Below are 25,678 nucleotides of genomic sequence, written 5' to 3' on the forward strand. Positions count from 1 at the left end.
GCCACCGAACGGCACCGCAGAAGCGCCACCGCGCTCTGCGGTGCCGTTGTGGTGACCGTGATGACCTGACGCCGACTTGCACGCCCGGGCGTGTCGCAACACAAGTCTCATTCGGCTCATACGTAACATCAGTCCGTGCTGTATCGCCCCGCACCGTCGATACTGTTCACCGCGCTCGCGGCGACAGTGGTGCTGCTCCCGTGGGCGATCTCCGGCGTCCCGGGAGAGGACGACACCTCCGCGGCGGCAGAAGCACCTCATCTGGTCCAGCAACCGCTGACCGATCTCGGTGGCGGCGAGACGATCCGCGAACTGCACCAGGACACCCCGTTCTCGCTGGTCGCGCTGACCTCCGACGACCTCGCGGGGACGTCGGCCCGGGTCCGGGCCAAGAAGGACGACGGCTCGTGGGGCCCGTGGTACGAGGCCGAACCGCTCGAGGGCGTGGGAGCCGATCTGCCGGGTCCGGCCGGCACCGAACCGGTGTTCGTGGGACGCACCAACACCGTGCAGATCTCGGTCACCCGCCCGCCCGATGCCCCGGTCACCGCACCTGCGAAACCCGCCGAGCCCGAAGCCCCGCAGCTGGGCTACGTGCCGGCCAACGTCGAGCAGTCGTTCGGACAGAACGTGACCGCGGTGCTGATCAGCCCGCCCCAGGCGCCGCCCGATCTAGTGCCGCTGCCCAACGCCGCCACCCCGCCGGGCCAGCCCCCGCACATCATCAACCGCGCCGCATGGGGCGCCGACGAGGGCATGCGCTGCGGAGAACCTCGCTATGACACCAAGATCCGCGCCGGCGTGGTCCACCACACGGCCGGGAGCAACGAGTACAGCCCGGGCGACTCCGCGGGCATCATCAGGTCGATCTACGAGTACCACACCCGCACGCTGGGCTGGTGCGACATCGCCTACAACGCGATGGTGGACAAGTACGGGCAGGTCTTCGAGGGCCGCGCCGGCGGCATGACTCGTCCCGTGGAGGGCGCGCACACCGGCGGCTTCAACCACAACACGTGGGGCGTGGCGATGCTCGGCAACTTCGAGACCGTTCCGCCCACGCCGATCCAATTGCGGACCACGGCAAGGCTTCTCGGCTGGGTGCTGGGCCAGTCCGGCGTCGACCCCCTCGGCACCGTGGTGCTGCCGTCCGAGGGCGGTTCGTTCACGAAGTTCCCGTTCGGCGCGTCGCCGACACTGCCCACGATCTTCACCCACCGCGACGTCGGCAACACCGAGTGCCCCGGTGCCGCGGCGTACGCGCTGATGCCCGAGATCCGCGACATCGCCGCCCGTTTCGACGACCCGCCGGGTCCCGAACAGCTTGCCGAGACGTTGCGCGGCGGGGCGATCTTCGCCAAGTGGGACTCGCTCGGCGGGATGAACAGCTACCTGGGCAGGCCCACGTCGCCGGAAGCCTCCGGTCAGGGCGCCGCCCGCTACGTGACGTTCGAGCACGGGGCGGTGTACTGGTCGCCCGAAAGCGGCGCCGAACCGATCACCGGGGAGCTGTACCGCGCCTGGGGTGCGCTCGGATTCGAGCGTGGCGCACTGGGATTGCCGACGAGCGCCGAGATCTCCGAGCCCCTCTGGATCAAGCAGAACTTCCAGCACGGCACGCTGAACTTCGACAGGGAGAAGGGCACCGTGACCCGGGTGACCGACGGCGTGCCGGTGGAACTGCCGCCCGCCGATCCGAACCCGGTGCAGCTGGAGCGGTTCACTCCCCCGAGCAATCCCGTCTAGGACTCGGTCGCCGCGCCCAGCCGGGTGCCGAGCTGCGCCCTGGAGCGGATGCCCAGTTTGCGGTAGGCCCGCGTGAGGTTGGTCTCGACGGTCTTCACGCTCACGTACAGGGTCTCGGCGATGTCCCGGTTGCTCATGCCCGCCGCGGCGAGTTCTGCCACGCGGCGCTCGGATTCCGTCAGCCGCGGCGCCGATGGCTGAGTCGATGCCGGTGCCGAACTCGCCTTGCCGGACAGTGCTTTCCGGGCCCGCGCCGACCACAGCGGAGCCCCCAGCGCGTCGAACTGCCGCAGCGCCTCTCGGGCGGCCTCGGCGCCTGCATCGCGGCGTCGCAGAGCGCGCAGTGTCTCGGCCAGAACGAGCTGCGTGCGGGCACGCTCGAACGGCATCGGCAGCCTGTCGTGCTCGGCCATCGCGCATTCGAGCGCATCGAGGGCGGCCGCGTGATCGCCCCGCGCCGCCGACAGCAGACCACGGCAACGGTTTCCGACGGCGAGCATCCACGGCCGATCCAGCGCGGCGCCGTTGCGCTCGAGGGCGGCGATCATCGGCTCCGCGTCGTCGAGACGGCCCAGCGCGACATAGGCCTCCACGGCGTCGGGCAGGAAACAGGACGTCATCAACTCCGTTCCCGGATACGGGCGGTAGAGCGCCACCAGCGGCTCGGCCGCCTCGGCCGCCTGCCGGTAGTTGCCCAGCGACACTTCCAGGAAGGCCAGCGACGCGCTGGCCCACACGGTCAGCGGCGGATACCCCGCCCCCTGGGCCAGCGCCGCCCGGGCGCACTCCCTGGCCCGGCGTTCCCGCCCGCGATGGCCGGCGGCCGCGGCACAGATGCTGAATGCGATCACCATCGACCCGCCCAATTGCTCGGCCCGCTCCAGCATGTCGGCGGCGCGCCGGTCGGCCTCGTCGTACTGCCCGCGCCAGAGCGCCACCAGCGTGCGGTAACCCATGACGGCCATCAGGTCGTGTTCGGCGCCCCGCTGCAGGCACCTCTCGGCCACCTCGGCGAGCTGCTCGTCGGCCTCGGCCAGCCGCCCCGTCATTGCGAACATGAGCCCGCGGGTTGCCGTGGCACGGAACGGGATCGGCGTGTCGTCGTCTCTGTCCTCCAGCGCCACCGCACGTTCCAGGCTCTGCAGGTCGAGCCCGTGACCTGCCTGGCAGCTGACGTGGACCCACATCGCCAGGGCCCGGCTGACGAGCGACGGCACCCCCGTCGACTCCGCGATCTGCAGCGCCTGGCGCGCCGTCTCCAGTTGCTCGTCGAAGACGCCGACCATTCCCTGCGAGAACGCCAGCGACAGCAGCGTGGTCACCATGACGGCATCGTTGCCGGCGGCATCGAGGCGGGCCTGTTCCAGCAGGTCGACCGCCCCGGCGTAGTCGTCCTCGAAGGTCCGCAACCCCGCGAGCAGGTTCAGCGCGACGGCGCGCAACACCCCCGGCCGCAGATCGGTCAGCACACCGTCCAGAAGCGCTGCCGCGCGGTGCATGTCGCCCGCGACGTAGTGGTGCTCGGCGGCCCGGATGCGCCGCGACACCCCGTTGCCGCCCAGCCGGAGCGCCAGTTCGAGGAACTCCGCCGCCGCGGCCGGGGCGCCGCGCGAGCGTGCGGAATCCGCCGCGGCGTCCAGCGTCGCCACGGTCGCGTCGTCCCCACGGGTGGATGCCAGGGCGAGGTGGCGGGCGCGCAGTTCGGGCTGGGTCTTGAGGTCGGCGAGCCGCCGGTGGATCTCGCGGCGCCGTTGAGGCTCGGCGTTCTCGTAGATGCCGCTGGCCAGAAGCGGATGGGTGAACCGGATCCGGTTCCCCTCGATGACGACGATCCCCTCGACCTCGGCGGCCTCGAGCACCGCCGTCACCTCGGCCGCGGTCGTGCCGGCGGCCGCGGCGAGCAGATCGACCGTCGGCACCGTGGCCGAGGCCGCGACCAGCAGCGCGTCGCGCACCTCGTCGTGAAGGCCGTCGACCCGCAGGCGAACCACCTCGGCCAGCGTCTCCGGCAGACGGGTGTCGCCGCTGCCCACCACTCGCGCCAATTCCAGTGCGTACAGGGGGTTTCCACCCGAGACCTCGGCGATGCGGACGATCGCGGGGCGGGAGAACCTGCGGCCCAACCGCGCGGTCAGCATGGTGTGCAGGGCGCCCAGACTCATCGGAGCGACCCGCACCCGCACCAGCGCCGACGTCCCCACCTGCAGCCACGCCGAGGCGGGTGGCGACGCGTCGTCGCCCGAGCGTTCGGTGACGGCCACCCCCACCGGCCCCCTGACCCGGCGGGCCACGAACGCGAGCACGGCGAGGCTCGAAGGGTCCAGCCATTGCACGTCGTCGACGGCGAGGAGAACCGGCGCGGTCTCGCTCAGCGCGTGGACGGCACCGAGCAGCGCCGCTGCGGTGACCCGCTCGTCGGTCGGGCCGCCCACGCCGGGGTCGCGCAGCAGCACCCGGTCGGCCGCCAACCGTTGCACGTCGGGCAGCGCGGCGAGCACTGCGGGATCCACGGCGGCCAGCAGATCGGCCACGGTCCCGTGCGCCAGACCTGACTCCGCCTGTTCTGCGCGTGCCGACAGGACGTGGAAGCCCCCGGTCGTCCCCCGGTCGACCACGCCTGCCCACAGCGTGGTCTTGCCGATGCCTGCCTCACCCTCGATCAACAGGCCCGCGGGCCGGTGACGCGCCCACGACAGAAACCGGTCCAGCTCATCCCCCACACCGCCATCATGCCAGCGGGCAAATCGACACCCGCGTCAGTTCCGTCGATGCACTGCACAGTTGCCGGGATTGTGCTGCTACAGCCACCACCGTTCGAGGACGCGCGCCACCCCGTCCTCGGCGTTGGTCGTGGTCACCTCGTCTGCGGCCGCCACCGCATCGGGGTGGGCGTTACCCATCGCGACGCCGAGCCCGGCCCACCCCAGCATCGGCACGTCGTTGGGCATGTCGCCGAAGGTGACGACATCGGCCGCCTCGATGCCGAGCGGGCGGGCCACCTCGTTGATGCCGGTGGCCTTGCTGACCCCGAGCGGCACGATCTCGATAAGACCGTTGTTGGTCGAGTAGGTGATGTCGCCCTCGATGCCGATGTGGCGTGCCAGGGCGGCGGCCATGTCGGCGCTGCGGGCGCCTGACTTGCGGATGAGCAGTTTGACCGCGGGGGCGCTCAGCAGATCCTCGACGGAGACCTCCGTGTTGTCGGGGTTCAGCCAGGCATGCTCGTAGCCCGGCGAGCTGACGAACTGCGGGGTGGCGGCGTCATGGGCACTGCGGCCCACGCGCTCGACGGCCAGCCCCGAGCCCGGGATCACGCGGGTGGCGATCTCGGCGAGCTCGCCCAGCACGTCGGCCGACAGGGTGCGCGCGGACACGATCTGGTCGGTCGACGGGTCGTAGATCACCGCCCCGTTGGCGCACACCGCCATCGGCGCGAACCCCAGTTGGTCCACGACCGGCTGCACCCACCGCGGGGGCCTGCCCGTCGCGAGGATGAACTGGGCGCCGGCATCGATGACGGCGCGCACCACGGATCGTGTTCTGGGGCTGACGTTCTCGTCGTCGTCGAGAAGAGTGCCGTCGACATCGGTCGCGACCAGCAGAGGTGTCATCTGCGTTCTCCCCGCCTGCGTGCACGCTCAGCCAACTCGGCCTCCTCCATCTGTCTGGCTTCCTCGGGCGTCGGTGCGCCACCGCCGAGGCGGCGGGGCAACCAGAACGCTCCCTGTGGTCGTGGGTAATCGGCCTGCACCTCGTGCAACAGGCGGGTCATGTGTGTGCGTACGGCCGCATCGATCTGCGAGGCCTCGCCGTCGGGCGGGATCGGCGCGCCGACGGCCACGGTGACGGGAATCTTCTTGCGGCCGAGCGCTTTCGGGTGGTCCTTCGTCCAGAGTCGCTGGGCTCCCCAGACGATCACGGGCACGATCGGCACCCGGGCCTCCCGGGCCATGCGGACCGCACCGGACTTGAACTCCTTGAGTTCGAAGCTCCGGCTGATCGTGGCCTCGGGGTAGACCCCGACGATCTCCCCGCGGCGCAGCGCGTCGACCGCCGCCGCGTAGGCCCCTGCGCCCGCGCGCCGGTCGACCGGGATCGTCCCGGTGTGTTTGATGAGCCAGTCGACGATCATCACGTCCTGCATCTCGGCCTTGATCATGAACCGCATCCGCCGGCCCCGCGCGGTGGCCGCGAGCGCGGCCGGAAGGAAGTCCACGTATCCGGTGTGGTTGATGGCGATCACGGCGCCGCCGGCCGCCGGCATGTTCTCCAGCCCGCGAAAGGTGATCTTCGTCCCGGTGGCCCTCACCAAACACCTGGCGGTGATCTCCAGCGCGCGGAAGACCGGTTCCATCGGGCCTACCCCGGCGCCCCGGCGGATCCGTCGTCCAGCCCCGGAGTCCCGGACCTGCGGGCGGCCTTCTCGGCGGCCTCCTCGGCGTCGAGCCGATTGGCCTCCGCCAGTGTCGGCGCGCCGCCGCCCATCCGGTGCGGCACCCAGAACTCGCCCGGCGGGTGCGGCCCGTAGGCGTCCTGGACCTGTTCGAGGAGATGCTGCATCCGCGAGTGCAGGACGGTGGTCAGCTCGGCGGCCGGCAGCGTGGGCTCGATCGGCTTGCCGACGGCGATCGAGATCGGCACCTTGGGGCGCTTCATGTTCTTGGGGTGGCCCTTGGTCCAGACGCGCTGCGCGCCCCAGACGATGTGCGGCACGATCGGCACGTTGGCCGCGATGGCCATGCGTGCGGCGCCGGACTTGAATTCCTTGATCTCGAAGCTGCGGCTGATCGTGGCCTCGGGGTAGACCCCGACGAACTCGCCGGCCGCCAGTCGGCGGCATGCCTCGTCGAACGAGGAGGCGCCGCTGGCGCGGTCGACGGGGATGTGCCGCATGCCCCGCATCAGCGGGCCCATGATCTTGTGGTCGAAGACTTCCTTCTTCGCCATGAACCGGACCTTGCGGCCGAGATACTGCTGGTAGGCGGGCAGGCCGGCGAACGTGAAGTCGAAATAGCTCGTGTGATTGATGGCGATCACCGCCCCGCCGGTGCGGGGGAGGTTCTCGACCCCGGTCACGGTGAACTTCAGGCCCTGAACGCGCCACACCAGCCGGGCGAGCTGGATGGCGGTGCCGTATACCGGTTCCACAGGCGCAAGCGTAGTGCGCGGCGCGGTTGCCGACGGAGGCGGACGCGATGAGCGCGGCGCGGTTGCCGACGGCCGGGCTCGCTGGGACGAAGAGCCGCCGCCGCCCCGCTAAACTGCTGGGCGGGCGCGAAGGTTCGATATCGCGCCCGGAAGGGATATCTGTGCAGGTCACGAGCGTCGGGCACGCCGGCTTTCGCATCGACACCGCGGCCGGGAGCATTCTGTGCGACCCGTGGGTCAACCCCGCGTACTTCGCGTCGTGGTTTCCGTTCCCGGACAACAGCCGATTGGACTGGGCGGCGCTGGGCGCCGTCGACTACCTCTACGTCTCCCACCTGCACAAGGACCACTTCGATCCGCAGAACCTGAGCGCCCACGTCAACAAGGACGCGGTGGTGCTGCTCCCGGATTTCCCGGTGCCCGACCTGCGCCGCGAGCTGGAGAAGCTGGGATTCCACCGCTTCTTCGAGACCACCGACTCGGTCAAGCACCGGGTCAGCGGACCCAGGGGCGACCTGGACGTGATGGTCATCGCGCTGCGGGCACCGGCCGACGGCCCCATCGGTGACTCCGGTCTGGTCGTGGACGACGGGCAGACCGTCGCCTTCAACATGAACGACGCCCGGCCCGTCGATCTGGACATGGTGCACGCCGACTTCGGTCAGATCGACGTGCACATGCTCCAGTACTCGGGGGCCATCTGGTACCCGATGGTCTACGACATGCCCGCCCGCGCCAAAGAGGCGTTCGGCACCCAGAAGCGGCAGCGCCAGATGGACCGCTGCCGGCAGTACATCGCGCAGGTCGGCGCGACCTGGGTGGTGCCGTCGGCGGGTCCGCCCTGCTTCCTCGACCCCGAACTTCGTCACCTCAACGACGACCACGGCGACCCGGCGAACATCTTCCCCGACCAGGTGGTCTTCCTCGACCAGATGCGCAGCCACGGCCACGACGGCGGCCTGCTCATGATCCCCGGGTCCACCGCCGATCTGACCGGCTCACAACTGAATTCGCTGACCCACCCGATCCCCGACGCTGACGTCGAGGCGATCTTCACCACGGGCAAGGCCGATTACATCGCCGAGTACGCCGAGCGGATGGCACCCGTGCTGGCCGCCGAGAGGGCCGGCTGGGCCCCCGCCGAGGGGGAGCCGCTGCTGGAGCCCCTGCGCGAACTGTTCGAGCCGATCATGCTGCAGTCCGACCAGATCTGCGACGGCATCGGATACCCGGTCGAACTGCGGCTCGGGACCCCGGAACGGCCGGAAGTCGTGGTCATCGACTTCCCCAAACGTGCGGTGCGCGAAGCGATTCCGGACGAGAAGTTCCGCTACGGCTTCGGGATCGCCCCCGAGTTGGTGCGCACCGTGCTGCGCGACCGCGAACCCGACTGGGTCAACACGATCTTTCTGTCCACCCGTTTCACGGCCTGGCGCGTCGGCGGCTACAACGAGTACCTCTACACGTTCTTCAAGTGCCTGACCGACGAACGGATCGCCTACGCCGACGGCTGGTTCGCCGAGGCGCACGACGACAGCGCGTCGATCACGATGGACGGCTGGGAGATTCAGCGCCGCTGCCCGCACCTCAAGGCAGACTTGTCGAAATTCGGTGTGGTCGAGGGCAATACGCTGACGTGCAACCTGCACGGCTGGCAGTGGAACCTGACCAACGGCCGATGCCTGACCACCAAGGGCCACGCGCTGCGCTCGGCCAAGGCGGACTGACGCGATGATCTCGGACACCCGCTACTACGACGACGGCCTGATTCAGTTGGATCAGGAGGCACTGACGTTGCGGCGCTACCACTTTCCGTCGGGGACGTCGAAGATCATCCCGCTGCGCGACATCCGCGGCTACCACGCGAGCCCGCTGGGCATGGTCCTGCAGCGCTTCCGGCTGTGGGGCAGCTCGGACCTGCGCCGGTGGTTGCCGCTGGACATCCGCCGGCCGCTGAAGTCGACCCTGGTCACCCTCGACATCGGCGCCACACCGGAGCCGGCGTGCACCCCCGAGCGGCCCGAGCAGTTCCTCGCCCTGCTCGAGGAGTTCCTGCAGACCCCTCGCTGACTACCCCTTCGGGGTCAGCACCTCGGCGCCGACGAACGGCACCAGCGCCTCGGGGATCCGGACGCTGCCGTCGGCCTGCTGATGGTTCTCCAGAATCGCGACCAGCCACCGTGTCGTGGCCAGCGTGCCGTTGAGGGTGGCCGCTGTCTGCGGCTTGCCGTTCTCGTCGCGGTAGCGCACCGCCAGCCGGCGCGCCTGGAACGTCGTGCAGTTCGACGTCGAGGTCAGCTCCCGGTAGGTCTGCTGAGTGGGCACCCACGCCTCGCAGTCGTACTTGCGCGCCGCCGAGGACCCCAGATCTCCCGCGGCGATGTCGATGACGCGGTAGGGCACCTCGATGTGGGCGAGCATCTGCCGCTGCCAGCCGAGCAGGCGCTCGTGCTCGGCCTCGGCTTCCTCGGGACGGCAGTAGACGAAGCCCTCGACCTTGTCGAACTGGTGCACGCGGATGATGCCGCGGGTGTCCTTGCCGTAGCTGCCGGCCTCCCGCCGGAAGCAGGACGACCAGCCGGCGTAGCGCAGCGGCCCGCCGGCCAGGTCCAGGATCTCGCCGGAGTGGTAGCCGGCCAGCGGCACCTCGGACGTTCCGACCAGGTAGAGGTCGTCGTCGGCCAGGTGGTAGATCTCGTCGGCGTGTGCGCCGAGGAAGCCGGTGCCCTGCATGATCTCGGGTCGCACCAGCACCGGCGGGACCACGAGGGTGAAGCCGTTCTCGGTGGCGGTGCGCACCGCGAGCTGGAACAGGCCCAGTTGCAGCAGCGCGCCGAATCCGGTGAGGAAGTAGAAGCGCGAGCCCGACACCTTCGCGCCGCGCTCCATGTCGATCAGGCCCAGCGACTCACCGAGCTCGAGGTGGTCCTTCGGGTTCTCCAGCGCGGGCGGCTCGCCGACGACGTCGCGGACCACGAAGTCGTCCTCGCCGCCGGCCGGGACACCGTCGATGATGACGTTGGAGATGGCCATGTGCGCCGCGGTGTAGGCCGCCTCGGCCTGCGCCTGGTCGGCCTCGGCGGCCTTGACCTTCTCGGCGAGGTCCTTCGCGGCGGCGAGCAGGTTCGGGCGTTCCTCCGGTGTGGCCTTGCCGACCAGTTTGCTCGCCGACTTCTGTTCGGCCCTGAGATTGTCGGCGGCGGAGATGGCGGCCCGCCTCGCCGCGTCGGCCTCGGAGAGGGCGTCGACGAGGCTGGGATCCTCACCCCGGGCGCGCTGCGATGCCCGGACGGCATCGGGGTTCTCCCGCAGCATCTTCGGATCGATCACGCGCCAAACCCTACGGGGTCGCCCCCGGCGCGGCTCAGCTGCATAACGTTACAACTGCATCACTTGTCACAGCACCCGACACGCCTGTCACAATGGACCGGATGTCCGAGATAACCGGTCCGTCGTCCGGTACGACGCTGGACGGCGGCACGCGCCGCGCGTCCCCCTGGTGGCGCAGCCTCCAGTCGTCGGGAACCCGTCGCGCCCTGTTGCTGACCGCGCTGGGCGGGCTGCTGATCGCCGGCGTGATCACCGCCCTGCCGCAGACCGATCCCGCGGGCGGGCTGACCGCCAACGCGATCTCGCTGGGCCCCCGCGGCAACGACACGTTCGACCACGCCAAGAGCGGGGACTGCCTCACCTGGCCCGACCGCACCCCCGATGCCGCCGAGATCGTGGACTGCTCCGGCGAGCACCGGTTCGAGATCGCCGAGTCGGTCGACATGCGCACCTTCCCGGGCAGCGAGTACGGCCCCGATGCCGCGCCGCCGTCGGCCGCGCGCATCCAGCAGATCAGCCAGGAGCAGTGCTCCGCGGCGGTCAAGCGCTACCTCGGCGCCCGATTCGACCCGAACAGCCGGTTCACCGTCAGCATGCTGTGGTCCGGCGACAAGGCGTGGCGCCAGTCCGGCGAGCGCCGGATGCTGTGCGGCCTGCAACTGCCCGGTCCGAACAACCAGCAGCTCACCTTCCAGGGCAAGGTCGCCGAGATCGACCAGTCCAAGGTGTGGCCGGTCGGAACGTGCCTGGGCATCGACCCCGCGACCAACCAGCCGACCGACATCCCGGTCGACTGCGCGGCACCGCACGCGATGGAGGTCACCGGCGCGGTCAACCTGGGCCTGAAGTGGCCTGCCGCCCTCCCGCTGGAGGCCGATCAGGACACCTTCATCAAGGACGAGTGCACGAGGATGACCGACGCCTATCTGGCGCCGATCAAGCTTCGCGACACCACGCTGACGCTGGTCTACAGCACCGTGTCGCTGCCGAGCTGGGCTGCGGGCAGCCGCCAGGTGTCGTGCAGCATCGGCGCCACCCTCGGCAACGGTGGCTGGTCCACGCTGCTCAACAGCGCCAAGGGCCCGCTGATGATCAACGGGCAGCCGCCGGTGCCGCCGCCGGACATCCCGGAGGAGCGCCTCACCCTGCCGCCGATCCCGGCCCCCGCGGCGGGCGAGGAGTCGTCGAGCTCGTCGAGCAGTTCATCGGACTCGTCGGACTCGTCGAGCAGTTCGACCTCCGACGACTCGAGCCAGTCGACGGTCCACGGACCGCAGCAGACGACCGCGCCGACCCAGACCGACCAGACGCCCGCCGACCAGGCGCCGCCCGCGGGCGCGCCGGGGCAGGGCAACACGTTCCTCAACGGGCCGCCACCGCCACCGGGCGCTCCGCCGGCCGACCAGTTGCCGCCGCCGCCCGGCGCGGCGCCCCCGCCCGCGCCGGCACCACCTCCGGCGGCGGTTCCGCCTCCGCCGCCCGCTCCGGTGCCGGGTCCCCCGGTCGAGCAGCTGCCGCCGCCCCCGGTTCCGTAGCCGCGTGACCGTGCGGATGAGCCCGCAACGGTTCGAAGAGCTGGTCGGCGATGCGCTGGACCTGCTCCCACCGAGGCTGGCGTCGGCGATCGACAACGTGGTGATCCTGGTCGCCGACCGCAACGACGAGGAGCCCGATCTGCTCGGGCTCTACGAGGGCGTCGCGCTGACCGAGCGGGATTCCTGGTACGCCGGGTCCCTGCCGGACACGATCACGATCTACCGCGAGGCGCTGCTCGATGTCTGCGGCAGTGAGCAGGAGGTGGTCGACGAGGTGGCCATCACCGTGATCCACGAGATCGCGCACCACTTCGGCATCGACGACGACCGGCTGCACGAACTCGGCTGGGGTTGAGCCGTCAGCGAACAGCACCGCGCGGCAACCGGATGTCGTCACCGGTGAGTGCTAAGAACAGGGCATGACCACCCAGTGCCGCGCCTGCCGTCTGGGCTTGGAGCACTGCCACGGCGCGCTGATCCACCATTCCTTCACCTATGCGTTCGCTGCTGCCGAATGCACCGAGGACGACTGCTTGGTCGCCGCGAGCGAGCACGAACTGCACCTCGACTGCACCGCGGTCGGCTGCACCTGCGACGAGACCGCGTCCGGCTCAGCCCATCGGGTCGGCTGAACCGACCGTCACCGGCGCTTCGGGGCCGAACGGCGGCGTCAGCTTGCCCCACTGCAGGCAGCTCCAGCGCCCGTCGGTGATCGGGGCCAAGACCACCGCCTCGGTGTTGGCCAGGTGGTGGTCGATGGCGAATCCGCTGTCCACACCGGCCAGGATCGCCGAGACGAGGCGGATCGCCGCACCGTGGCTGACGACGACGATGTCGCCCTGCCAGGCGGCGTCGTCGAGGTAGCGCATCCGCAGCTGGTCGAGCACCGGGACGTAGCGGTCCAGCACCTGCCGGGCACTCTCGCCACCGGGGAGCGCGGCGTCGAGTTCGCCGCCGTGCCAGCGCCGGTAGACGGCGTTGAACTCCTCGTGGGCCGCGTCGTCGGCCCGGTCCTCCAGCGCGCCGACCTGAACCTCGTGGATGCCCTCGAATTCGTGGGTGTCGCCCCCACCGAACTCCGCGGCGATCTGGCCCGCGGTCTGGATGGCACGGGTGGCCAGGGAGTGCGCGATCATCGCCGGCGGACGTTCCAGCCCGCGCGCGAAGTTCCGGGCCTGCTCACACCCCAGGTCGGTCAGTTCCGCGCCGGGAGGCCGGGTGTCCAGCCTGCGGTCGACGTTGGCGAGGGACTGCCCGTGCCGGACCAGCACCAGACGTCCGCTCACGACCTGCCCTCACGGACCCGGTCCAGCCATTCGGCCGCCTCGTCCAGGGGTGGCGGGGCGGCGCCGACGACGTCGCCGGTCGGCCACGAGCCGAGGTAGCGCACGTCGGCGCAGCGTCGGTGCAGTGCGCGCAGCGCCTCGGCCACGGAGTCGTCGTCGATGTGCCCGACGAAGTCGAGGAAGAACTTGTACGTGCCGAGGCCCGTGCGTGTCGGCCTCGATTCGATCCGGGTCAGGTCGATGTCGCGGACCGCCAATTCGGTCATCGCGGCCACGAGCGCCCCGGGCACGTTGTCGAGCTGCAGGACGACCGAGGTGCGGTCGGCGCCGGTGCTCTTCGGCGGCGCCCCGGGGCAGCCGACGAGGACGAACCGGGTGCGGGCGTTGGGCTCGTCGACAATGCCGGCAGCCAGGGTGGCCAGGCCGTAGCGTTCGGTGGCCAGCGCGGTGCTCACGGCGGCGTCGGCGCGTCCGGCCGCGACGTCCTGAGCCGCGGCTGCGTTCGAATTAGCAGGCACGATAACGGTTTTCGGCATGTTGTCGGCCAGCCACCGCTTCACCTGGGCCGCGGCCACCGGGAACGCCGCGACGGTCTGCACGTCGGCCTCGGCGGTGCCGGGGCGCACCGCGATCGTGAACGACACGTCCAGGGTCAGCTCGGCGTAGATCTGCAGCGGTGTCCCGGCCGCGAGGCTGTCCAGCGTCGGGATCACCGACCCGTCGATGGAGTTCTCGATCGGAACGCACGCGAAATCGGCGTCACCCGCGCGGACGGCGGCCAGTGCCGCGACGGTGCTGTCGGTCGGGATCGGCGTCACCGGCCCGGCGTCGGGGCTGCCGGGAGACGGGATCAGGCCTCCCTCGGCGAGTGCGCGCAGGGCTGCCTCGGTGAACGTTCCCTCGGGTCCGAGGTAGGCGATTCCGGGCACCGCACCACCCTATCGGTTGCCCCGGTAATCCCATTCCGCTGCGGGAAAGCCTTGCGCTTCGTCCGTCGGCCTAGTTAAGTTAGCCTCACCTTACCAGCGAAAGGGTTGGCGCGATGGCATCTCCGGCACTGACTGCAGCTCCGACGACCGCGGAGCGGATCCGCAGCGCGTGCGCCCGGGCCGGCGGCGCGATGCTGGCCGTCGAGGGCCTCGACCCGACGGCCACCCCGGTACACCACCTGCTCGACGACGGGTCGTTCGCGATCACCGTGCCCGTCGACGGCGCGGTGGCCGCGACCGTCGTCTCTGCGGGCAACGCCGGCGTCCAGGCCGTGCTGGAGATGACCGACTACGCGCCCCTGCCGCTGCGCGAGCCGGTGCGGTCACTGGTCTGGATCCAGGGCAGGGTGCGCGACGTCCCGATCGCCGAGGTCCCCGCGCTGCTGGACCTGATCGCCGCCGCGGACCCCAATCCCGCTCTGCTGCAGGTGAATTCGACGTCCTCGGAACCCGGCGGCGACACCCGCTATGCGCTCATGCGCGTCGAGATCGAATCCGTGGTGGTCGCCGATTCGACCGGCGCCGAGTCGGTGCCGCTGGGGGCGTTGCTCGGGGCCCGCCCGGACCCGTTCTGCGCCATGGAGTCCTGCTGGCTGCAGCACATGGAGTCAGCCCACCGCGACGTCGTCGACCGCCTGGCCAACCGGCTGCCCAGCGCGCTGCGGCGCGGCCGCGTCCGGCCGCTGGGCCTGGACCGCTACGGCGTGCAGCTGCGCGTCGAGGGCGAGGACGGTGACCACGACGTGCGACTGCCGTTCGCCAAGCCCGTCGACGACGTCACCGGCCTGAGCCAGGCGATCCGGGTGCTGATGGGCTGCCCGTTCCTCAACGGGCTGCGCGCACGCGGCGTCTGACGCCCTGGCGGCCCACTACCGTGGCTGCGGTGAGCGCGCCCGATGACGACCTGACCGCCGCGCAGCGCCGCACCCTGCGCCTGGAGATCGCGGTCGGCCTGGCGGTCACCTTCGGCCTCAGCGCCTACACGGCTCTGCTCAGCCTCATCGAGGCCGTCCTGCTCGGCCTCTCGGGCCAGACCGTCGCGCTGAACCCGAAGCGCTCGCCGTTCGACCTCATCGACCTCGGCCTCAACCTGGCCGGCCTGTTCCAGTTGATCTCCTGGGGTGCGCTCGCGCTCTACCTGCTCTGGCGTGGCGGCGACGGTCCCGCGCGGATCGGGTTGCCCCGGATCCGCTGGCGACGCGAGATGCTCGGCGGCGTCGGGCTCGCACTGCTCATCGGCGTGCCCGGGCTGGCGCTGTACCAGATCGCCCGCATCATCGGCCTGAACGCCTCCGTCGAACCCGCAGAGCTCAACGACACCTGGTGGCGCATTCCGGTGCTGTTGCTGCTCGCGTTCGGCAACGGCTGGGCCGAGGAGATCGTCGTCGTGGGCTTCCTGCTCACCCGGCTGCGGCAGCTTCGGGTCAATCCGTGGCTGGCGCTGCTGATCTCCAGCCTGCTGCGCGGCGCCTACCACCTGTACCAGGGTTTCGGAGCAGGCCTGGGGAACATCGCGATGGGGCTGGTGTTCGGTTACTTCTGGCAGCGGACCGGACGGCTGTGGCCGCTGATCATCGCCCATACGCTGATCGACGTGGTGGCCTTCGTCGGATACTCGCTGCTCGCGGGTCGGCTCGGTTGGCTTCTCTAACGCGTACATTCTTGACGTGACCGACAAGCGGCCGCCGTTCCCCGGGCCGGTGCCGCCGCCTCCGCCGCGGGGCACCCCGGGCCGCCGCGAACCGTCCCAGGTGATCCGCCGGGACCCGAACCACCGGCCGGCGTGGCCCCCCAATCCACCGACGCCGCAGCGCAGGCCCGCCCCGCCGCCTCCTCCCCCGCCGCAGCGCAGGCCCGCCCCGCCGCCATCGCCGCCACGGGCCCGGCCACCGGCACCTCCCCCACCCCCGCCACCGCCGCGGCAGCGCCGTCCCGTCCCACCCGTTGCATCCGCACCGCCGGTACGCCCGAAGCCCCGGCGCGCGCGGCGCTGGCTGCGCATCGCGCTCGTCGTCGTGCTGCTGATGTTCGTCGGCGCCGTGGGCCTCGGCGCATGGGTCGACTCGTCGCTGACCCGCATCCCGGCGCTGGCCTCCTATGCCGACCGGCCGGCGCAGGGAGCCGGCACCACCTGGCTCCTCGTCGGCTCCGACGGCCGCGAGGGGCTCACCCCCGAGCAGCAGGCCGAACTGACCACCGGCGGCGACCTCGGCGCGAGCCGCACCGACACGATCCTGCTGGTGCACCTGCCGGGCCTCGGATCCTCGACGCCCGCCACGATGGTGTCCATCCCGCGCGACTCCTACGTGCCGATACCCGACTACGGAAGCGACAAGATCAACGCCGCTTTCTCCGTCGGCGGCCCCCAGCTGCTCGCGCAGACGGTGGAGCAGGCGACCGGAATGCGTATCGACCACTACGCCGAGATCGGTTTCGGCGGCTTCGCCGGTCTGGTCGACGCCGTCGGCGGGGTGACGATGTGCCCGGCCGAACCGATCTCCGATCCGCTGGCGGGCATCGACCTGCCCGCGGGATGCCAGCGCCTCGACGGCCCCTCCGCGCTCGGGTTCGTCCGGTCGCGCGCCACCCCTCGCGCCGACCTCGACCGCATGGTCAACCAGCGGCAGTTCATGTCGGCGCTGGTCGATCGCGCCTCCAGCCCGGCCGTCCTGCTCAATCCGCTGCGCTGGTACCCGATGGCCGCTGCCGCCTCCGACACGCTGACGGTCGACGACGGCGACCACGTCTGGGATCTGGCCCGGCTGGCGTGGGCGCTGCGGGGTGACATCACGACCGTGACCGTGCCGATCGGCGAGTTCACCGAGAACGGGTCCGGGTCGATCGTGGTCTGGGACAGCGAGGCCGCGACCGAGTTGTTCTCGGCGCTCACCACGGATTCAGCGATCCCCCAGAGCGTGCTCGACGCCGCCAATCAGTGACACGCAGCAAATATTGTTCAGTGGGTCACACTGGTGAGCCTTACTTAGGGTACGCTCGCCTGCGTAAGGTTGACCTTCGATGACAACCGCCTTTGACCTGGCATATCCTCGTGCCATGACGACGACACTGCCGACCGACAACACCGAGACCAAGTTCCACAGCCTGCTGGGCGACCAGGTCCGCAGCGAACTCGGCGCGTCGCAGCAGTACCTCGCGATCGCCGTGTACTTCGACGGCGCCGATCTCCCGCAGCTGGCGAAGTTCTTCTATCGCCAGTCGGTCGAGGAGCGCAACCACGCGCTGATGCTCGTGCAATACCTGATCGACCGCGACGTGCCCGCCGAGATCCCGGCCGTCGACCCGGTCCGCAACTCGTTCGAGACCCCGCGGGACGCGATCGCCCTGGCGCTCGATCTGGAGCGTTCCGTCACCGAGCAGATCAGCCGGCTCGCCGGTACCGCGCGTGACGAGGGCGACTACCTCGGCGAGCAGTTCATGCAGTGGTTCCTCAAGGAGCAGGTCGAAGAGGTCGCCCAGATGACCACGCTGGTCCGCATCGCCGAACGCGCAGGTGCCGACCTGTTCCACCTGGAGGACTTCGTCGCCCGCGAGATCTCCACACCCGCCGGCGACCCCGCGGCTCCGAAGGCCGCCGGCGGCGCGCTCTAGTCCCGGCCCGCGCCGGTCAAACCGTTCTGCAGCCACGCCTTGGTGCGGCCGGGGTGGTTCGTCGCGATCCAGGCCACGCCCAGGTCCCGGCAGAACTGGACGTCCTCGTAGTGGTCGACGGTCCAGCAGTACAGCGCGCGGCCCTGTGCGGCGGCGCGGTCGACGAGTTCGGGATGCTCCCGCAACGTCGCGATGGACGGCCCCACCGCGGTCGCGCCGACGGTGGTGGCGGCGCTGCCGCCGAGATAGCGCGACGTCTCTCCGAGCAACACGGTCGGCAGCATCGGCGCCGCGCGCCTGATCCGCCACACGGCGGCCGCCGAGAAGGACATCACGACGGCCCGTGACATGTCCGCCGACGCCGGCGAGGCGATCCCGTAGCGGTGCAGCAGCGCCAGCACCTTGCTCTCCACCAGCGCGCCGTAGCGCACGGGATGCTTGGTCTCGATGAACATCTTCACCGGCCGGTTGCAGTCCAGCACCAGCGTGACCAGGTCGTCGAGAGTCAGCAGACCGGTGTCCCCCTGGGCCGCCCCGTCGCGGCGGCTGGGATGCCACGCGCCGTAATCGAGTTCGCGCAGTTCCGCCAGCGTCCGCTCGCTGACCAGCCCGCTGCCGGTCGAGGTGCGGTCCAGCCTTCGGTCGTGCACGCACACCAGGTGGCCGTCCTTGGTGAGCCTGACGTCGCATTCGACGGCGTCGGCGCCCTCCTCGAGGGCCAGCTCATACGCCGCCCTGGTGTGCTCGGGCAGATCCGCCGAGGCACCTCGGTGGGCGACCACGAAGGGATGGCCGCCGAACGTCTCGCCGGAGCTCATAGGGCTATGCTGCCGGGTTCTGCCCGTCCGGCTCAACCGCACGCGCGGGTTCCGTCATATTCGCGTCGCCGTCCTCGGCCTCGCGTCGGGCCCCGTCGCGGGTTTTCTCGCCGGTTTCCTGACCGGCCTGGACCATCACCCAGCGCCGGGTCGGCCGTTCGACCGGCTGGCGCTCGAAGCCGAGAAACACCTGAAGGACCAGCATCAGCGCCGCGGCCGCGAACAGGTACGCCACGATCGTGGTCACGGTGTTGTTCGCGATGCCCTGCGGATCGGTCGTGAAGCTGGTCGCCATCGAGAAGACCGACAGCGCGGTGCTGACGACCCACACGACCCACCACACGACGATCGAGCGGTGCAGCCAGCGCAGCCGGTGTTCGGTGTCGGCGAGCTCGATGACGTACACCGGTGCCCACAGCAGGTTCGCGAACGGGATGAGGCACCCCGCCCGCAGGACCCAGGCCGAGCGCGGATCTTCTCGTCCCCGGTGTGCGAAGGCCGCCGCGCGGCGTGCGATGAGCCAGTTCGTCAACATCACTGCACTGGCGACGACCAGGAACACCGCGATGACGCTGAGGGCCACACCACCCCACGTCGCCCCGGCGGCGACCCACGGGTTGAGAAGGGTCGTGCGGTTGACGATGAGCAGGATGTAGCGCAGCAGATGGATGAACGCCGCGGCCCCCAGGGCCGCGATGGTCAGGACGATCGTGGTGCGGACCGCGGTCGGTGACGGCCCCTTGCGTACCGCGGCCTGTTCTGCGGGCGCGTCGAAATGTTCGACCAGGCCCCAGCGCGGAACGCTGGTGTAGCGCGGGGTCGGACCCAGCTCGCGACGCCCGCGACGCGGCCGCGGCGGAGCGCCGGGGCGCACCGCGACCCAGCGGTAGCCCGACGGGAGGGGCTGGGCGGGCCTGCCCTGACCCTGCGGCGGCGGCGCCTGGCGCTGGTTCCAGGCCTGCGCCGGAGCGTGGCCCGACGGGGCAAGCAGCGTGCCGCGGCAGCGCGGGCACCACACCCGCTGGCGATCGCGCACGTTCCACCGCGTCCCGCACTGGGAACACACTTGGATCATCGGGCCGGCCTCACGAGAACAGGGTAGGTCAGACCGTTCCGGCGCCACCGCCGTCGGTGACGACGGGGCGTCCCGCCCCCGCCCAGGCCAGCATGCCGCCGGTCACGTTGACCGGGTCGTAGCCGTTGCGCGCCAGGTACTGCGCGACGCGCTGTGAGCGCCCGCCGGCGTGACAGACCACGTACAGCTGGGCCTCGGTGTCGATCTCGGCGAGCCGGGCCGGGATGTCGCCCATCGGGATGTGCTGGGCGCCCGGTGCGTGCCCGCGCTGCCATTCGTCGTCCTCGCGCACGTCGAGCAGGATCACCGCATCGTCGAAGTCCGTGGGAACGTCGCCGATCGCGACCTGCGGCACGTCGGTGTCATCCATGACCACATGCTGACACGTCCGGGCGACCGCACACCAGACAGCAATATCGGCGACCTGTGGGGGCTATCCACAGATTCCACAGGTTCATCCACAGGCCGACGCCCACTGTCGAACGGTTTTCGGCCAAGTTATCGGGCGGAGCTGCCCGCGCGCTGTGGATAAGTGGTCTGCGCCCCGCGCCGGCGATCAACAACCCGCACTCCGCGCTGAGCGAAATGTCTCGCACGGCTAAGCATCTCGGGTCCCACGGCGGCGATCCGCCGTCGATTTCTCCGCAGCGAACATCACGCGTTATGATCGCCGTCACAGGAGTGGTTTTGTGACCGATCTCACTGAGGCCTTGTGTCGGGGGAGGTATCAGAGCGTGCAGGTGAGGAGCAGCTGATGGCGTCATCGTCGATGGGTTCGGGGTCCGCATTCCCGCCTTCCGAGTGGCAGTCCTCGGCGCGCGTCTACACCCGCAGTCAGCTGATGGCGTGCCTGCGCGCCGGCGTCATCGCACTCGTCCTGCTCGGCGTCCTGGCGCTCATCGTTCTCTACTGAGCGTCCACACCACCCGGTAGGACCCTGCGACAGGCACCCACCCGAATTCGTGGGAATCCGTCGCGCCCGGCGCCCGCGCATTGTCGGACCTGGCCTCGAACACGGTGCCGTGCACACCGCCGTCGTACACCTCGCCCACCCTCTTCACCAGCCACCGCGTCGACTTGTGCGGATGGCGGAAGACACGCAACTGGCCCACGCGAGCCCCGTTGTCGCGCACCGTGAACACGACGTCGCCCGGCGAGAGCGTCGGACGCATGGAGTCTTCGACGACCGTGAACACCCGCGCCGGCAGGCGGTCTGCCCACCGAGACGGCCTCTGGTTACGCCGCATCGCCTAAGGGTAAGTTAGGCCCATGCTGCATCGACTGTTCGCCAACGCAACCCCCGCCCACGCCCACTGCGACCTGTACTGCGGCGTCTACGATCCCGCGCAGGCCAAGATCGAGGCGCTGTCCTGCCTCAAGACGATCCAGAAGTACCACGACTCCGACGACGAGCACTTCAAGACTCGCGCCATCATCATCAAGGAGCGTCAGGCCGAAGAGGTCAAGCACCACCTGATGGTTCTGTGGGCCGACTTCTTCACCAAGGACCACTTCGAGCAGTTCCCGAACCTGCACCAGCTCTTCTGGGACGGCGTGCACGGAGCCGGCGACGTGAAGAAGTCCCTCGACGCCGCCGTGGCCGAGAAGCTGCTGAAGACGATCGACGAGATCTCCGACATCTTCTGGCAGACGGACAAGGGCAAGCAGATGGGCGTGTACCCGCCCGCCTGATACGGCTCAACCACTCCTGGCAGTCACAACCCGGCTCGGTCCTCGGACCGGGCCGGGTCTGTTTCGTTACCTGCTGGCAATCGTGTCCTATTGCGTGCCAACGGCTCTCTCCCGCATTCTGAGCGGATCGACCCACGGGCGTGTCGGGCACTGCGTCGAGGACACCGGGAGGCGACATGGACTTCGGTTCCGGCCGGGCGATCGAGATCGCGCCGTTCCATTCTCGTGGGTCACTGAAGGGCTTCGTCGTGTCAGGCCGGTGGCCGGACTCCACGAAGGAGTGGGCCCAGCTGCTCATGGTCGCCGTCCGGGTCGCCTCCATGCCGGGCCTGCTGTCGACGACCACGATCTTCGGCGTCCGTGAAGAACTGCCGGACGAACCCGAGCCGGGCACCGTCGGCCTGGTCCTGGCCGAGGGAACTGTCGTCGGAGACGCGGCGGTGCCGCCGGGCCACTTCGCCGATCGGCAGCCGCCGGCGCTGATGATGCTGCATCCCCCCTCGGAGACGACGCCCTCGCTGCCCGAGTGCACCGGAGCGGCGTCGGGGTGCGTCCTGCTGCCCGGCCTGCCGCATCTCGGCCTGGAGCATCGGGCCGCGTGGGTGGAGGCCGAATCCGACGGCACGGTCACGTCGATGGTGAGCCGGGTCGGGGTCGATCCGATCAGCCACCCGGACACCGCGATTCTGGCCATGCTTCTGGCCGCCTGAGCGCGTCACCTCGGGGCCTGCCACTGGCTACTGACAGTTTCACAGGCTGTCCTTTCCTGGGCGCTTGCTCGAGTTTGCACTTTCACATGGCGTGCAGCGGGTCCGCCGGCGTGGTGAGCTCGGCAGAACCGGGTTTCCTCAGCAAACGCTCAGGGGCATGAGGTAGACCAGAGGGCATCGTTGCCAGCGGTAACAAATGGGGCTGCTGTGACTCGCGCCATCGAAAGTGGCGCGAGTATCGTTACAACGGTCGCGTTAGTATTTGCTTAACCGCACCGTACGATCGCTGTACAAAGTGCGAGTGTTTGCGCCGTTCACGCCAGCAGCGGCGCACCGCTTCCGCGAACCGAGTTCACTTTTACCCGGTTTGCACTTGGTTGTGGCCACAACTGTCGCTACGATGATCAGCAAATACGCCGCCCTATGAAACCGCTCGCTTGTCTGTGGAGGTCAATACGATGAGCAACACGTTTGCCGCTCGCCTCAATCGCCTGTTCGACACCGTCTACCCGCCAGGACGTGGCCCGCACACCTCGGCCGAGGTGATCGCCGCGCTCAAGGCCGAGGGTGTCACCATGTCGGCCCCGTACCTGTCGCAGCTGCGTTCCGGCAACCGAACCAACCCCTCCGTGGCAACCATGGCGGCGCTTGCCAACTTCTTCCGCATCAAGCCCGCGTACTTCACCGACGACGAGTACTACGAGAAGCTCGACAAGGAGCTCACCCTGCTCGCCGGCATGCGGGACGAAGGCGTTCGCCGGATTGCGGCCCGCACGGTCGGTCTCTCGGCGGAAGCCAAGCAGGACATCGTCCAGAAGGTCGACGAACTGCGTCGTCGCGAGAACCTCGACGATTAGCCCGCTGTCGGTGCGTGCTGGGCGGTCGGCAACGGCACCTACTCGGCCTCGTCGACTGCGGCCGGAAAACCACTGCTGAGCAGTCGGTATTGGCGGGCGATCTCGAGAATCCACTCCCGGTCGGAATAGCTTGCAGGCTGGCGCAGCCATGCCAGCCCGGGGAACTTCTCCCGGCCGCCTCCGGCGGCGTCGTCCCTACCGTCGAAGATCCATTCGGCGACGGCGCGCGCCTGCTCGGTCGGTGACGCATCGGGAGCTTCCAGCTCCGCGCGTTCCACGAGTTCGTCGAGGTCGGTGATCTCGACCCCGGCGGGGTCGACCGGGCGCAGCGCGCCGTCGGCGGCCGTGGCCTCCAGGAACAGCGCGTCGGAGATCAGGGACATCCGCTCGGCGACACGGAAGACCAGCGGTCCCCTCGGCCGCACCCCGATACCGACGTCGGGATGGCGGCGTCCGAGCTCGTCGAGCAGCGGCTGGATCACCCTCAGCTCCCGGCGCGCACCGAACCAGTCCTCCAGGCTCGGCAGCAGGGAACCGGCCGCGACGATCAGCATCGCGCAGCCGAGCAGGGTGGCGGCCGCGCCGACACCGACCAGGCCGGTCGTGCCCGCCACGCGCAGCAGGAAAAAGGCCAGCGCCAGCACGATCAGGACGATGCCGATCGTGAAGACGAACAACGCCCTTCCGCGCCGGGTCCGATTCGAGTGCCGTAGGCCCGCCCAGGCCACCAGGCTCAGCGCCAGCAGCACGTAGAGCAGCGGGAGCAGCCACGGTGCGGCGTTGCCGCCGGCGCCGAGATTGCGCCGCAGGTACTCCTCGGGCGCCATCTCCGGCTGCTGGCCCGCGAGCAGGAACAGGGCCAGGCTGACGACGGCGATCACCGCGGCGACGGCGTACTGCGCGAGGGCGATCTTCTTGGCGGCCGCCGGTCTGCGGTTCGACGAGACCGTGGTGATCATCACGCAGCTGCCCGCCGCACACCCGATCAGCGCGACCTGGCTGAGCCCCATGGAGATGTTCGGCCAGCGCAGCATGGTGTCGATGAGCAGGGTCAGCGGTTGCCAGTTGAGAGCCGCGACCACGCCGAGGCTGCCCAGCGCGAGGATCATCGCGGTGCTCACCAGCGACTGCTTGTTCACCAGCGCCCAGCCGATCCGCAGGCCGGTCGCCAATCCGAGGAGACCGGCGATCACCCAGACGATCAACCAAACGCCTCTCCGAGTCGGACCTGCACGATCGACGAACGGTCCGACGGTAGCCGCCCCAGCCGGTAGATCAGCAGCGCCGCGAAATCCTCGGCCTCCTGCTCGGCGTCCTCGCCGCTGGGGCCCATGCATCCGGTGCGCTGATTGAGCATGTAGCCGATCAGGTCGGAGCTGGCGAGCTCCGTGCTCTCCCTGGCCGCCTGCACGACCGGAATGCCCTCGTGCCCGAGGACGAGGTGGCCGAGTTCGTGGGCGAGTGTGCGGTCCCACGCCGGCAGGCCCTGCTGGATCAGGAAGACGTCGCGGTCGGCATATTGGCGCCACTGGCCGGACACTCCGGGCGGCAGTTCCGCGGTCGTGAGTTCGATGGGACGGCCCCGGCTCTCGCTGACGGCCTCGACCAGACGGGGCAGCGACACCTCACCCCGTCGTGGAGCCAGATCGAGCACGTCACTGACTGCGCGCGTGACGCTTCGGCTCGCAGGCATGATTTCCCCCTCTCGATGGTTTCCACTATGCGCCGCCCACCCTTGCCCATGGGCGGTTCTCTAGTTCATGAAGCGCGTTCTCCCGCTTGTGCGCACGCCGTGCGCCGCCTTCGCCTGCCGATAGCCGAGCAGCCCGCCGGCACCGGTCAGAACCAGGATCCCTGCCAGACCCGGCAGCGCCAAGACGGCGATCTGCGGGATTCCCGCCGTGCGCAGGTACTCGCCGTAACCCGGCCGGCCGACCGACACCGGCATCCCGAGGCTGCCCCCGGCGGCCGCCGCAGGCACGGGCTCCGGGCCTGCCGGCGAGGGCGCTGCCTGTCGCGGGGCCGGGGGCCCGGGTTCGACGCGCCCGCCGCCCGAGGCAGCACCGGGTGTTCCGCCGGGTGCCGCCCCGGGGGTGACGGCGGGGCTGAGCGCGAGCGGGGCCGGCAGGACCAGCGGCACGCTGATCGGGGCTTCGGCCACCTCACTGCCGGCGATGTCGCTGCCCAGGATGTCGATCGGCACGATGTCGATCACATCCGATCCGCCCGGGCGCCCACCGGCGGGCAGCCCGGTCTGGGGCCCGCCCACCGGGCGGTCGTCGTCGGGCCCGTAATCGTTGTCGTTGTCGGGACGCTCCGGGCGCTCGGGCCGAGGCCAGGGCCACGGCCAGCCCGGGTCGCAGTCGTCGCCGCCGTCCTCGCAGCAGGGGGGCGGGAGCACGGGCTTCTCCTGCGGCTCCTCCCCCGGCTCGCGGCCTGCGCCGCCGTCGGCGTCCGTGTCGACAGCGGTCGGGACCGGCTCCTCGGCTGCGGCCTCGCCCCTGCCTGCGGCCTCGTCCTTGCCGGCGGCCTCGTCCTTGCCGGGGGCGTCGTCCTTGCCGGGGGCGTCAGATGCGCGGTCGGCGGGCACCTCGGTGGGGTTACCCCGTTCGCCGCGTTCAACCGAACTGTCGGGATCCGCCGGCCCCGGGTCGGCCGAAGCGGTCGCAGCACCGCCGCCGCCGGCCAGTAGTCCCGAGGCCAGCAAGCAGGTCGCCGCCGCGACACGCGCCCGCGAACCCACGTCGTTACCACCCTCCGACGGACCTGGCCCGTCTGACCCCGATGTGCGTCGATTGTTGCACAAACCCCCTTTTCCGTTTGCTGGGAAGGGGAAACCACCCGTGCACCGGGGAGCGCGACACCTGCGGTGCGCGGCGAACG

Annotated in this window: 28 protein-coding genes; 14 read left to right on the top strand and 14 right to left on the bottom strand. The window is 70.2% G+C overall.

Translation table 11 applies throughout. The features are described 5' to 3' along the window. Positions 1-135: 135 nt before the first annotated feature. Complete coding sequence (locus FHR72_RS23565) at positions 136-1,746, top strand: N-acetylmuramoyl-L-alanine amidase (RefSeq protein ID WP_183473009.1); 1,611 nt, start codon at positions 136-138, stop codon at positions 1,744-1,746. On the opposite strand, the gene FHR72_RS23570 is transcribed toward FHR72_RS23565, so the two are convergent. From FHR72_RS23570 to FHR72_RS23585, 4 genes are all read right to left on the bottom strand, one after another. Next, positions 1,743-4,466, bottom strand: coding sequence for a helix-turn-helix transcriptional regulator (locus FHR72_RS23570; protein WP_183473012.1), 2,724 nt, complete (start codon positions 4,464-4,466; stop codon positions 1,743-1,745). The two genes, FHR72_RS23565 and FHR72_RS23570, sit on opposite strands and share 4 nt — an antisense overlap. Positions 4,467-4,544: 78 nt before the next feature. Further along, complete coding sequence (locus FHR72_RS23575; protein ID WP_183473015.1) at positions 4,545-5,357, bottom strand: HAD family hydrolase; 813 nt, start codon at positions 5,355-5,357, stop codon at positions 4,545-4,547. Beyond that, entirely contained in the window at positions 5,354-6,100 is a 747-nt protein-coding gene (locus FHR72_RS23580) for a lysophospholipid acyltransferase family protein (protein WP_183473018.1), read from the bottom strand. The genes FHR72_RS23575 and FHR72_RS23580 overlap by 4 nt, the downstream gene beginning before the upstream one ends. Before the next feature lie 5 nt (positions 6,101-6,105). Next, on the bottom strand, positions 6,106-6,894 hold the full coding sequence (locus FHR72_RS23585; protein WP_183473021.1) for a lysophospholipid acyltransferase family protein: 789 nt from the start codon (positions 6,892-6,894) through the stop codon (positions 6,106-6,108). 161 nt (positions 6,895-7,055) lie between these two features. On the opposite strand from FHR72_RS23585, the gene FHR72_RS23590 reads away from it, so the two are divergent. After that, positions 7,056-8,621, top strand: coding sequence for a Rieske 2Fe-2S domain-containing protein (locus FHR72_RS23590; RefSeq protein WP_183473024.1), 1,566 nt, complete (start codon positions 7,056-7,058; stop codon positions 8,619-8,621). A gap of 4 nt (positions 8,622-8,625) precedes the next feature. After that, entirely contained in the window at positions 8,626-8,964 is a 339-nt protein-coding gene (locus FHR72_RS23595) for a hypothetical protein (protein WP_183473027.1), read from the top strand. On the opposite strand, the gene serS is transcribed toward FHR72_RS23595, so the two are convergent. Beyond that, entirely contained in the window at positions 8,965-10,224 is a 1,260-nt protein-coding gene (gene serS, locus FHR72_RS23600; protein ID WP_183473030.1) for a serine--tRNA ligase, read from the bottom strand. It lies immediately after the preceding gene. A gap of 101 nt (positions 10,225-10,325) precedes the next feature. On the opposite strand from serS, the gene FHR72_RS23605 reads away from it, so the two are divergent. From FHR72_RS23605 to FHR72_RS23615, 3 genes are all read left to right on the top strand, one after another. Continuing rightward, entirely contained in the window at positions 10,326-11,759 is a 1,434-nt protein-coding gene (locus FHR72_RS23605; RefSeq protein WP_260156197.1) for a septum formation family protein, read from the top strand. Between the two features lie 4 nt (positions 11,760-11,763). After that, the gene (locus FHR72_RS23610) at positions 11,764-12,114 is read left to right on the top strand and encodes a metallopeptidase family protein (RefSeq protein ID WP_183473036.1); all 351 of its coding nucleotides are present in this window, start codon (positions 11,764-11,766) and stop codon (positions 12,112-12,114) included. 64 nt (positions 12,115-12,178) lie between these two features. Beyond that, on the top strand, positions 12,179-12,391 hold the full coding sequence (locus FHR72_RS23615) for a hypothetical protein (RefSeq protein WP_183473039.1): 213 nt from the start codon (positions 12,179-12,181) through the stop codon (positions 12,389-12,391). Here FHR72_RS23615 and FHR72_RS23620 read toward each other — a convergent pair. Both FHR72_RS23620 and pheA read right to left on the bottom strand, forming a co-directional pair. Further along, positions 12,371-13,045: a histidine phosphatase family protein gene (locus FHR72_RS23620; RefSeq protein WP_183473041.1), complete on the bottom strand. Its 675-nt coding sequence runs from the start codon at positions 13,043-13,045 to the stop codon at positions 12,371-12,373. The genes FHR72_RS23615 and FHR72_RS23620 overlap by 21 nt on opposite strands. After that, positions 13,042-13,974 carry a prephenate dehydratase gene (gene pheA, locus FHR72_RS23625; RefSeq protein ID WP_183473043.1) on the bottom strand — a complete coding sequence of 311 codons (933 nt, stop codon included), beginning with the start codon at positions 13,972-13,974 and terminating at the stop codon, positions 13,042-13,044. Before pheA ends, FHR72_RS23620 begins: the two co-directional genes overlap by 4 nt. A 113-nt stretch (positions 13,975-14,087) precedes the next feature. On the opposite strand from pheA, the gene FHR72_RS23630 reads away from it, so the two are divergent. The 4 genes from FHR72_RS23630 to FHR72_RS23645 all read left to right on the top strand — a co-directional run bounded on the left by FHR72_RS23630 (position 14,088) and on the right by FHR72_RS23645 (position 17,643). After that, on the top strand, positions 14,088-14,888 hold the full coding sequence (locus tag FHR72_RS23630; RefSeq protein ID WP_183473045.1) for a DUF2470 domain-containing protein: 801 nt from the start codon (positions 14,088-14,090) through the stop codon (positions 14,886-14,888). Between the two features lie 29 nt (positions 14,889-14,917). After that, positions 14,918-15,685 (top strand): CPBP family intramembrane glutamic endopeptidase, encoded by a 768-nt coding sequence (locus FHR72_RS23635; RefSeq protein ID WP_183473047.1) that lies wholly within the window; start codon positions 14,918-14,920, stop codon positions 15,683-15,685. Positions 15,686-15,701: 16 nt separating this feature from the next. Beyond that, the gene (locus FHR72_RS23640) at positions 15,702-16,973 is read left to right on the top strand and encodes an LCP family protein (RefSeq protein ID WP_396888508.1); all 1,272 of its coding nucleotides are present in this window, start codon (positions 15,702-15,704) and stop codon (positions 16,971-16,973) included. A 115-nt stretch (positions 16,974-17,088) separates the two neighbouring features. After that, positions 17,089-17,643: a ferritin gene (locus FHR72_RS23645; RefSeq protein WP_183473049.1), complete on the top strand. Its 555-nt coding sequence runs from the start codon at positions 17,089-17,091 to the stop codon at positions 17,641-17,643. Here the strand turns inward: FHR72_RS23645 and FHR72_RS23650 are convergent. From FHR72_RS23650 to FHR72_RS23660, 3 genes are read right to left on the bottom strand one after another with little or no spacing between them, the layout of a single operon-like run. Then, positions 17,640-18,461, bottom strand: a complete 822-nt coding sequence (locus FHR72_RS23650) for a glycerophosphodiester phosphodiesterase (protein ID WP_183473051.1) — start codon at positions 18,459-18,461, stop codon at positions 17,640-17,642. The two genes, FHR72_RS23645 and FHR72_RS23650, sit on opposite strands and share 4 nt — an antisense overlap. Before the next feature lie 4 nt (positions 18,462-18,465). After that, positions 18,466-19,536 carry a DUF4328 domain-containing protein gene (locus tag FHR72_RS23655; RefSeq protein WP_183473054.1) on the bottom strand — a complete coding sequence of 357 codons (1,071 nt, stop codon included), beginning with the start codon at positions 19,534-19,536 and terminating at the stop codon, positions 18,466-18,468. Positions 19,537-19,564: 28 nt separating this feature from the next. Continuing rightward, positions 19,565-19,906, bottom strand: coding sequence for a rhodanese-like domain-containing protein (locus FHR72_RS23660; RefSeq protein WP_183473057.1), 342 nt, complete (start codon positions 19,904-19,906; stop codon positions 19,565-19,567). A gap of 384 nt (positions 19,907-20,290) precedes the next feature. Here FHR72_RS23660 and FHR72_RS23665 point away from each other — a divergent pair, with 384 nt between their 5' ends. After that, complete coding sequence (locus FHR72_RS23665; RefSeq protein ID WP_183473060.1) at positions 20,291-20,449, top strand: hypothetical protein; 159 nt, start codon at positions 20,291-20,293, stop codon at positions 20,447-20,449. Here FHR72_RS23665 and FHR72_RS23670 read toward each other — a convergent pair. Then, positions 20,433-20,783 (bottom strand): S24/S26 family peptidase, encoded by a 351-nt coding sequence (locus FHR72_RS23670; protein ID WP_221194316.1) that lies wholly within the window; start codon positions 20,781-20,783, stop codon positions 20,433-20,435. The two genes, FHR72_RS23665 and FHR72_RS23670, sit on opposite strands and share 17 nt — an antisense overlap. Positions 20,784-20,805: 22 nt before the next feature. Between FHR72_RS23670 and sodN the strand changes: the two genes are divergently transcribed. From sodN to FHR72_RS23685, 3 genes are all read left to right on the top strand, one after another. Continuing rightward, entirely contained in the window at positions 20,806-21,228 is a 423-nt protein-coding gene (gene sodN, locus FHR72_RS23675) for a superoxide dismutase, Ni (protein ID WP_043413591.1), read from the top strand. A 176-nt stretch (positions 21,229-21,404) separates the two neighbouring features. Next, a complete protein-coding gene (locus FHR72_RS23680; RefSeq protein WP_183473063.1) occupies positions 21,405-21,938 on the top strand; it encodes a peptidase in 534 nt (177 codons plus the stop codon). Positions 21,939-22,396: 458 nt separating this feature from the next. After that, entirely contained in the window at positions 22,397-22,795 is a 399-nt protein-coding gene (locus FHR72_RS23685) for a helix-turn-helix domain-containing protein (RefSeq protein WP_011782790.1), read from the top strand. 38 nt (positions 22,796-22,833) lie between these two features. Here FHR72_RS23685 and FHR72_RS23690 read toward each other — a convergent pair whose 3' ends face one another. Genes FHR72_RS23690 through FHR72_RS23700 form a run of 3 tightly spaced genes read right to left on the bottom strand, consistent with a single transcriptional unit; the run spans position 22,834 to position 25,538 of the window. Then, positions 22,834-24,000 (bottom strand): hypothetical protein, encoded by a 1,167-nt coding sequence (locus FHR72_RS23690; protein ID WP_183473066.1) that lies wholly within the window; start codon positions 23,998-24,000, stop codon positions 22,834-22,836. Further along, the gene (locus FHR72_RS23695) at positions 23,997-24,488 is read right to left on the bottom strand and encodes an ImmA/IrrE family metallo-endopeptidase (protein ID WP_183473069.1); all 492 of its coding nucleotides are present in this window, start codon (positions 24,486-24,488) and stop codon (positions 23,997-23,999) included. Before FHR72_RS23695 ends, FHR72_RS23690 begins: the two co-directional genes overlap by 4 nt. Positions 24,489-24,548: 60 nt before the next feature. Further along, positions 24,549-25,538, bottom strand: coding sequence for a hypothetical protein (locus FHR72_RS23700; RefSeq protein ID WP_183473072.1), 990 nt, complete (start codon positions 25,536-25,538; stop codon positions 24,549-24,551). Between the last annotated feature and the right edge of the window lie 140 nt (positions 25,539-25,678).

The sequence above is a fragment of the Mycolicibacterium iranicum genome (assembly GCF_014190915.1).
Lineage (GTDB): Bacteria > Actinomycetota > Actinomycetes > Mycobacteriales > Mycobacteriaceae > Mycobacterium > Mycobacterium iranicum_B.

Excerpts from the sequence above, each read along its gene's own strand:
- FHR72_RS23575 (WP_183473015.1), bottom strand. The coding sequence starts at position 5,357 with ATGACACCTCTGCTGGTCGCGACCGATGTCGACGGCACTCTTCTCGAC.
- FHR72_RS23580 (WP_183473018.1), bottom strand. The coding sequence starts at position 6,100 with ATGGAACCGGTCTTCCGCGCGCTGGAGATCACCGCCAGGTGTTTGGTG.
- FHR72_RS23595 (WP_183473027.1), top strand. The coding sequence starts at position 8,626 with ATGATCTCGGACACCCGCTACTACGACGACGGCCTGATTCAGTTGGAT.
- FHR72_RS23605 (WP_260156197.1), top strand. The coding sequence starts at position 10,326 with ATGTCCGAGATAACCGGTCCGTCGTCCGGTACGACGCTGGACGGCGGC.
- FHR72_RS23615 (WP_183473039.1), top strand. The coding sequence starts at position 12,179 with ATGACCACCCAGTGCCGCGCCTGCCGTCTGGGCTTGGAGCACTGCCAC.
- FHR72_RS23630 (WP_183473045.1), top strand. The coding sequence starts at position 14,088 with ATGGCATCTCCGGCACTGACTGCAGCTCCGACGACCGCGGAGCGGATC.
- FHR72_RS23645 (WP_183473049.1), top strand. The coding sequence starts at position 17,089 with ATGACGACGACACTGCCGACCGACAACACCGAGACCAAGTTCCACAGC.
- FHR72_RS23650 (WP_183473051.1), bottom strand. The coding sequence starts at position 18,461 with ATGAGCTCCGGCGAGACGTTCGGCGGCCATCCCTTCGTGGTCGCCCAC.
- FHR72_RS23655 (WP_183473054.1), bottom strand. The coding sequence starts at position 19,536 with ATGATCCAAGTGTGTTCCCAGTGCGGGACGCGGTGGAACGTGCGCGAT.
- FHR72_RS23660 (WP_183473057.1), bottom strand. The coding sequence starts at position 19,906 with ATGGATGACACCGACGTGCCGCAGGTCGCGATCGGCGACGTTCCCACG.
- FHR72_RS23665 (WP_183473060.1), top strand. The coding sequence starts at position 20,291 with ATGGCGTCATCGTCGATGGGTTCGGGGTCCGCATTCCCGCCTTCCGAG.
- FHR72_RS23670 (WP_221194316.1), bottom strand. The coding sequence starts at position 20,783 with ATGCGGCGTAACCAGAGGCCGTCTCGGTGGGCAGACCGCCTGCCGGCG.
- sodN (WP_043413591.1), top strand. The coding sequence starts at position 20,806 with ATGCTGCATCGACTGTTCGCCAACGCAACCCCCGCCCACGCCCACTGC.
- FHR72_RS23680 (WP_183473063.1), top strand. The coding sequence starts at position 21,405 with ATGGACTTCGGTTCCGGCCGGGCGATCGAGATCGCGCCGTTCCATTCT.
- FHR72_RS23685 (WP_011782790.1), top strand. The coding sequence starts at position 22,397 with ATGAGCAACACGTTTGCCGCTCGCCTCAATCGCCTGTTCGACACCGTC.
- FHR72_RS23695 (WP_183473069.1), bottom strand. The coding sequence starts at position 24,488 with ATGCCTGCGAGCCGAAGCGTCACGCGCGCAGTCAGTGACGTGCTCGAT.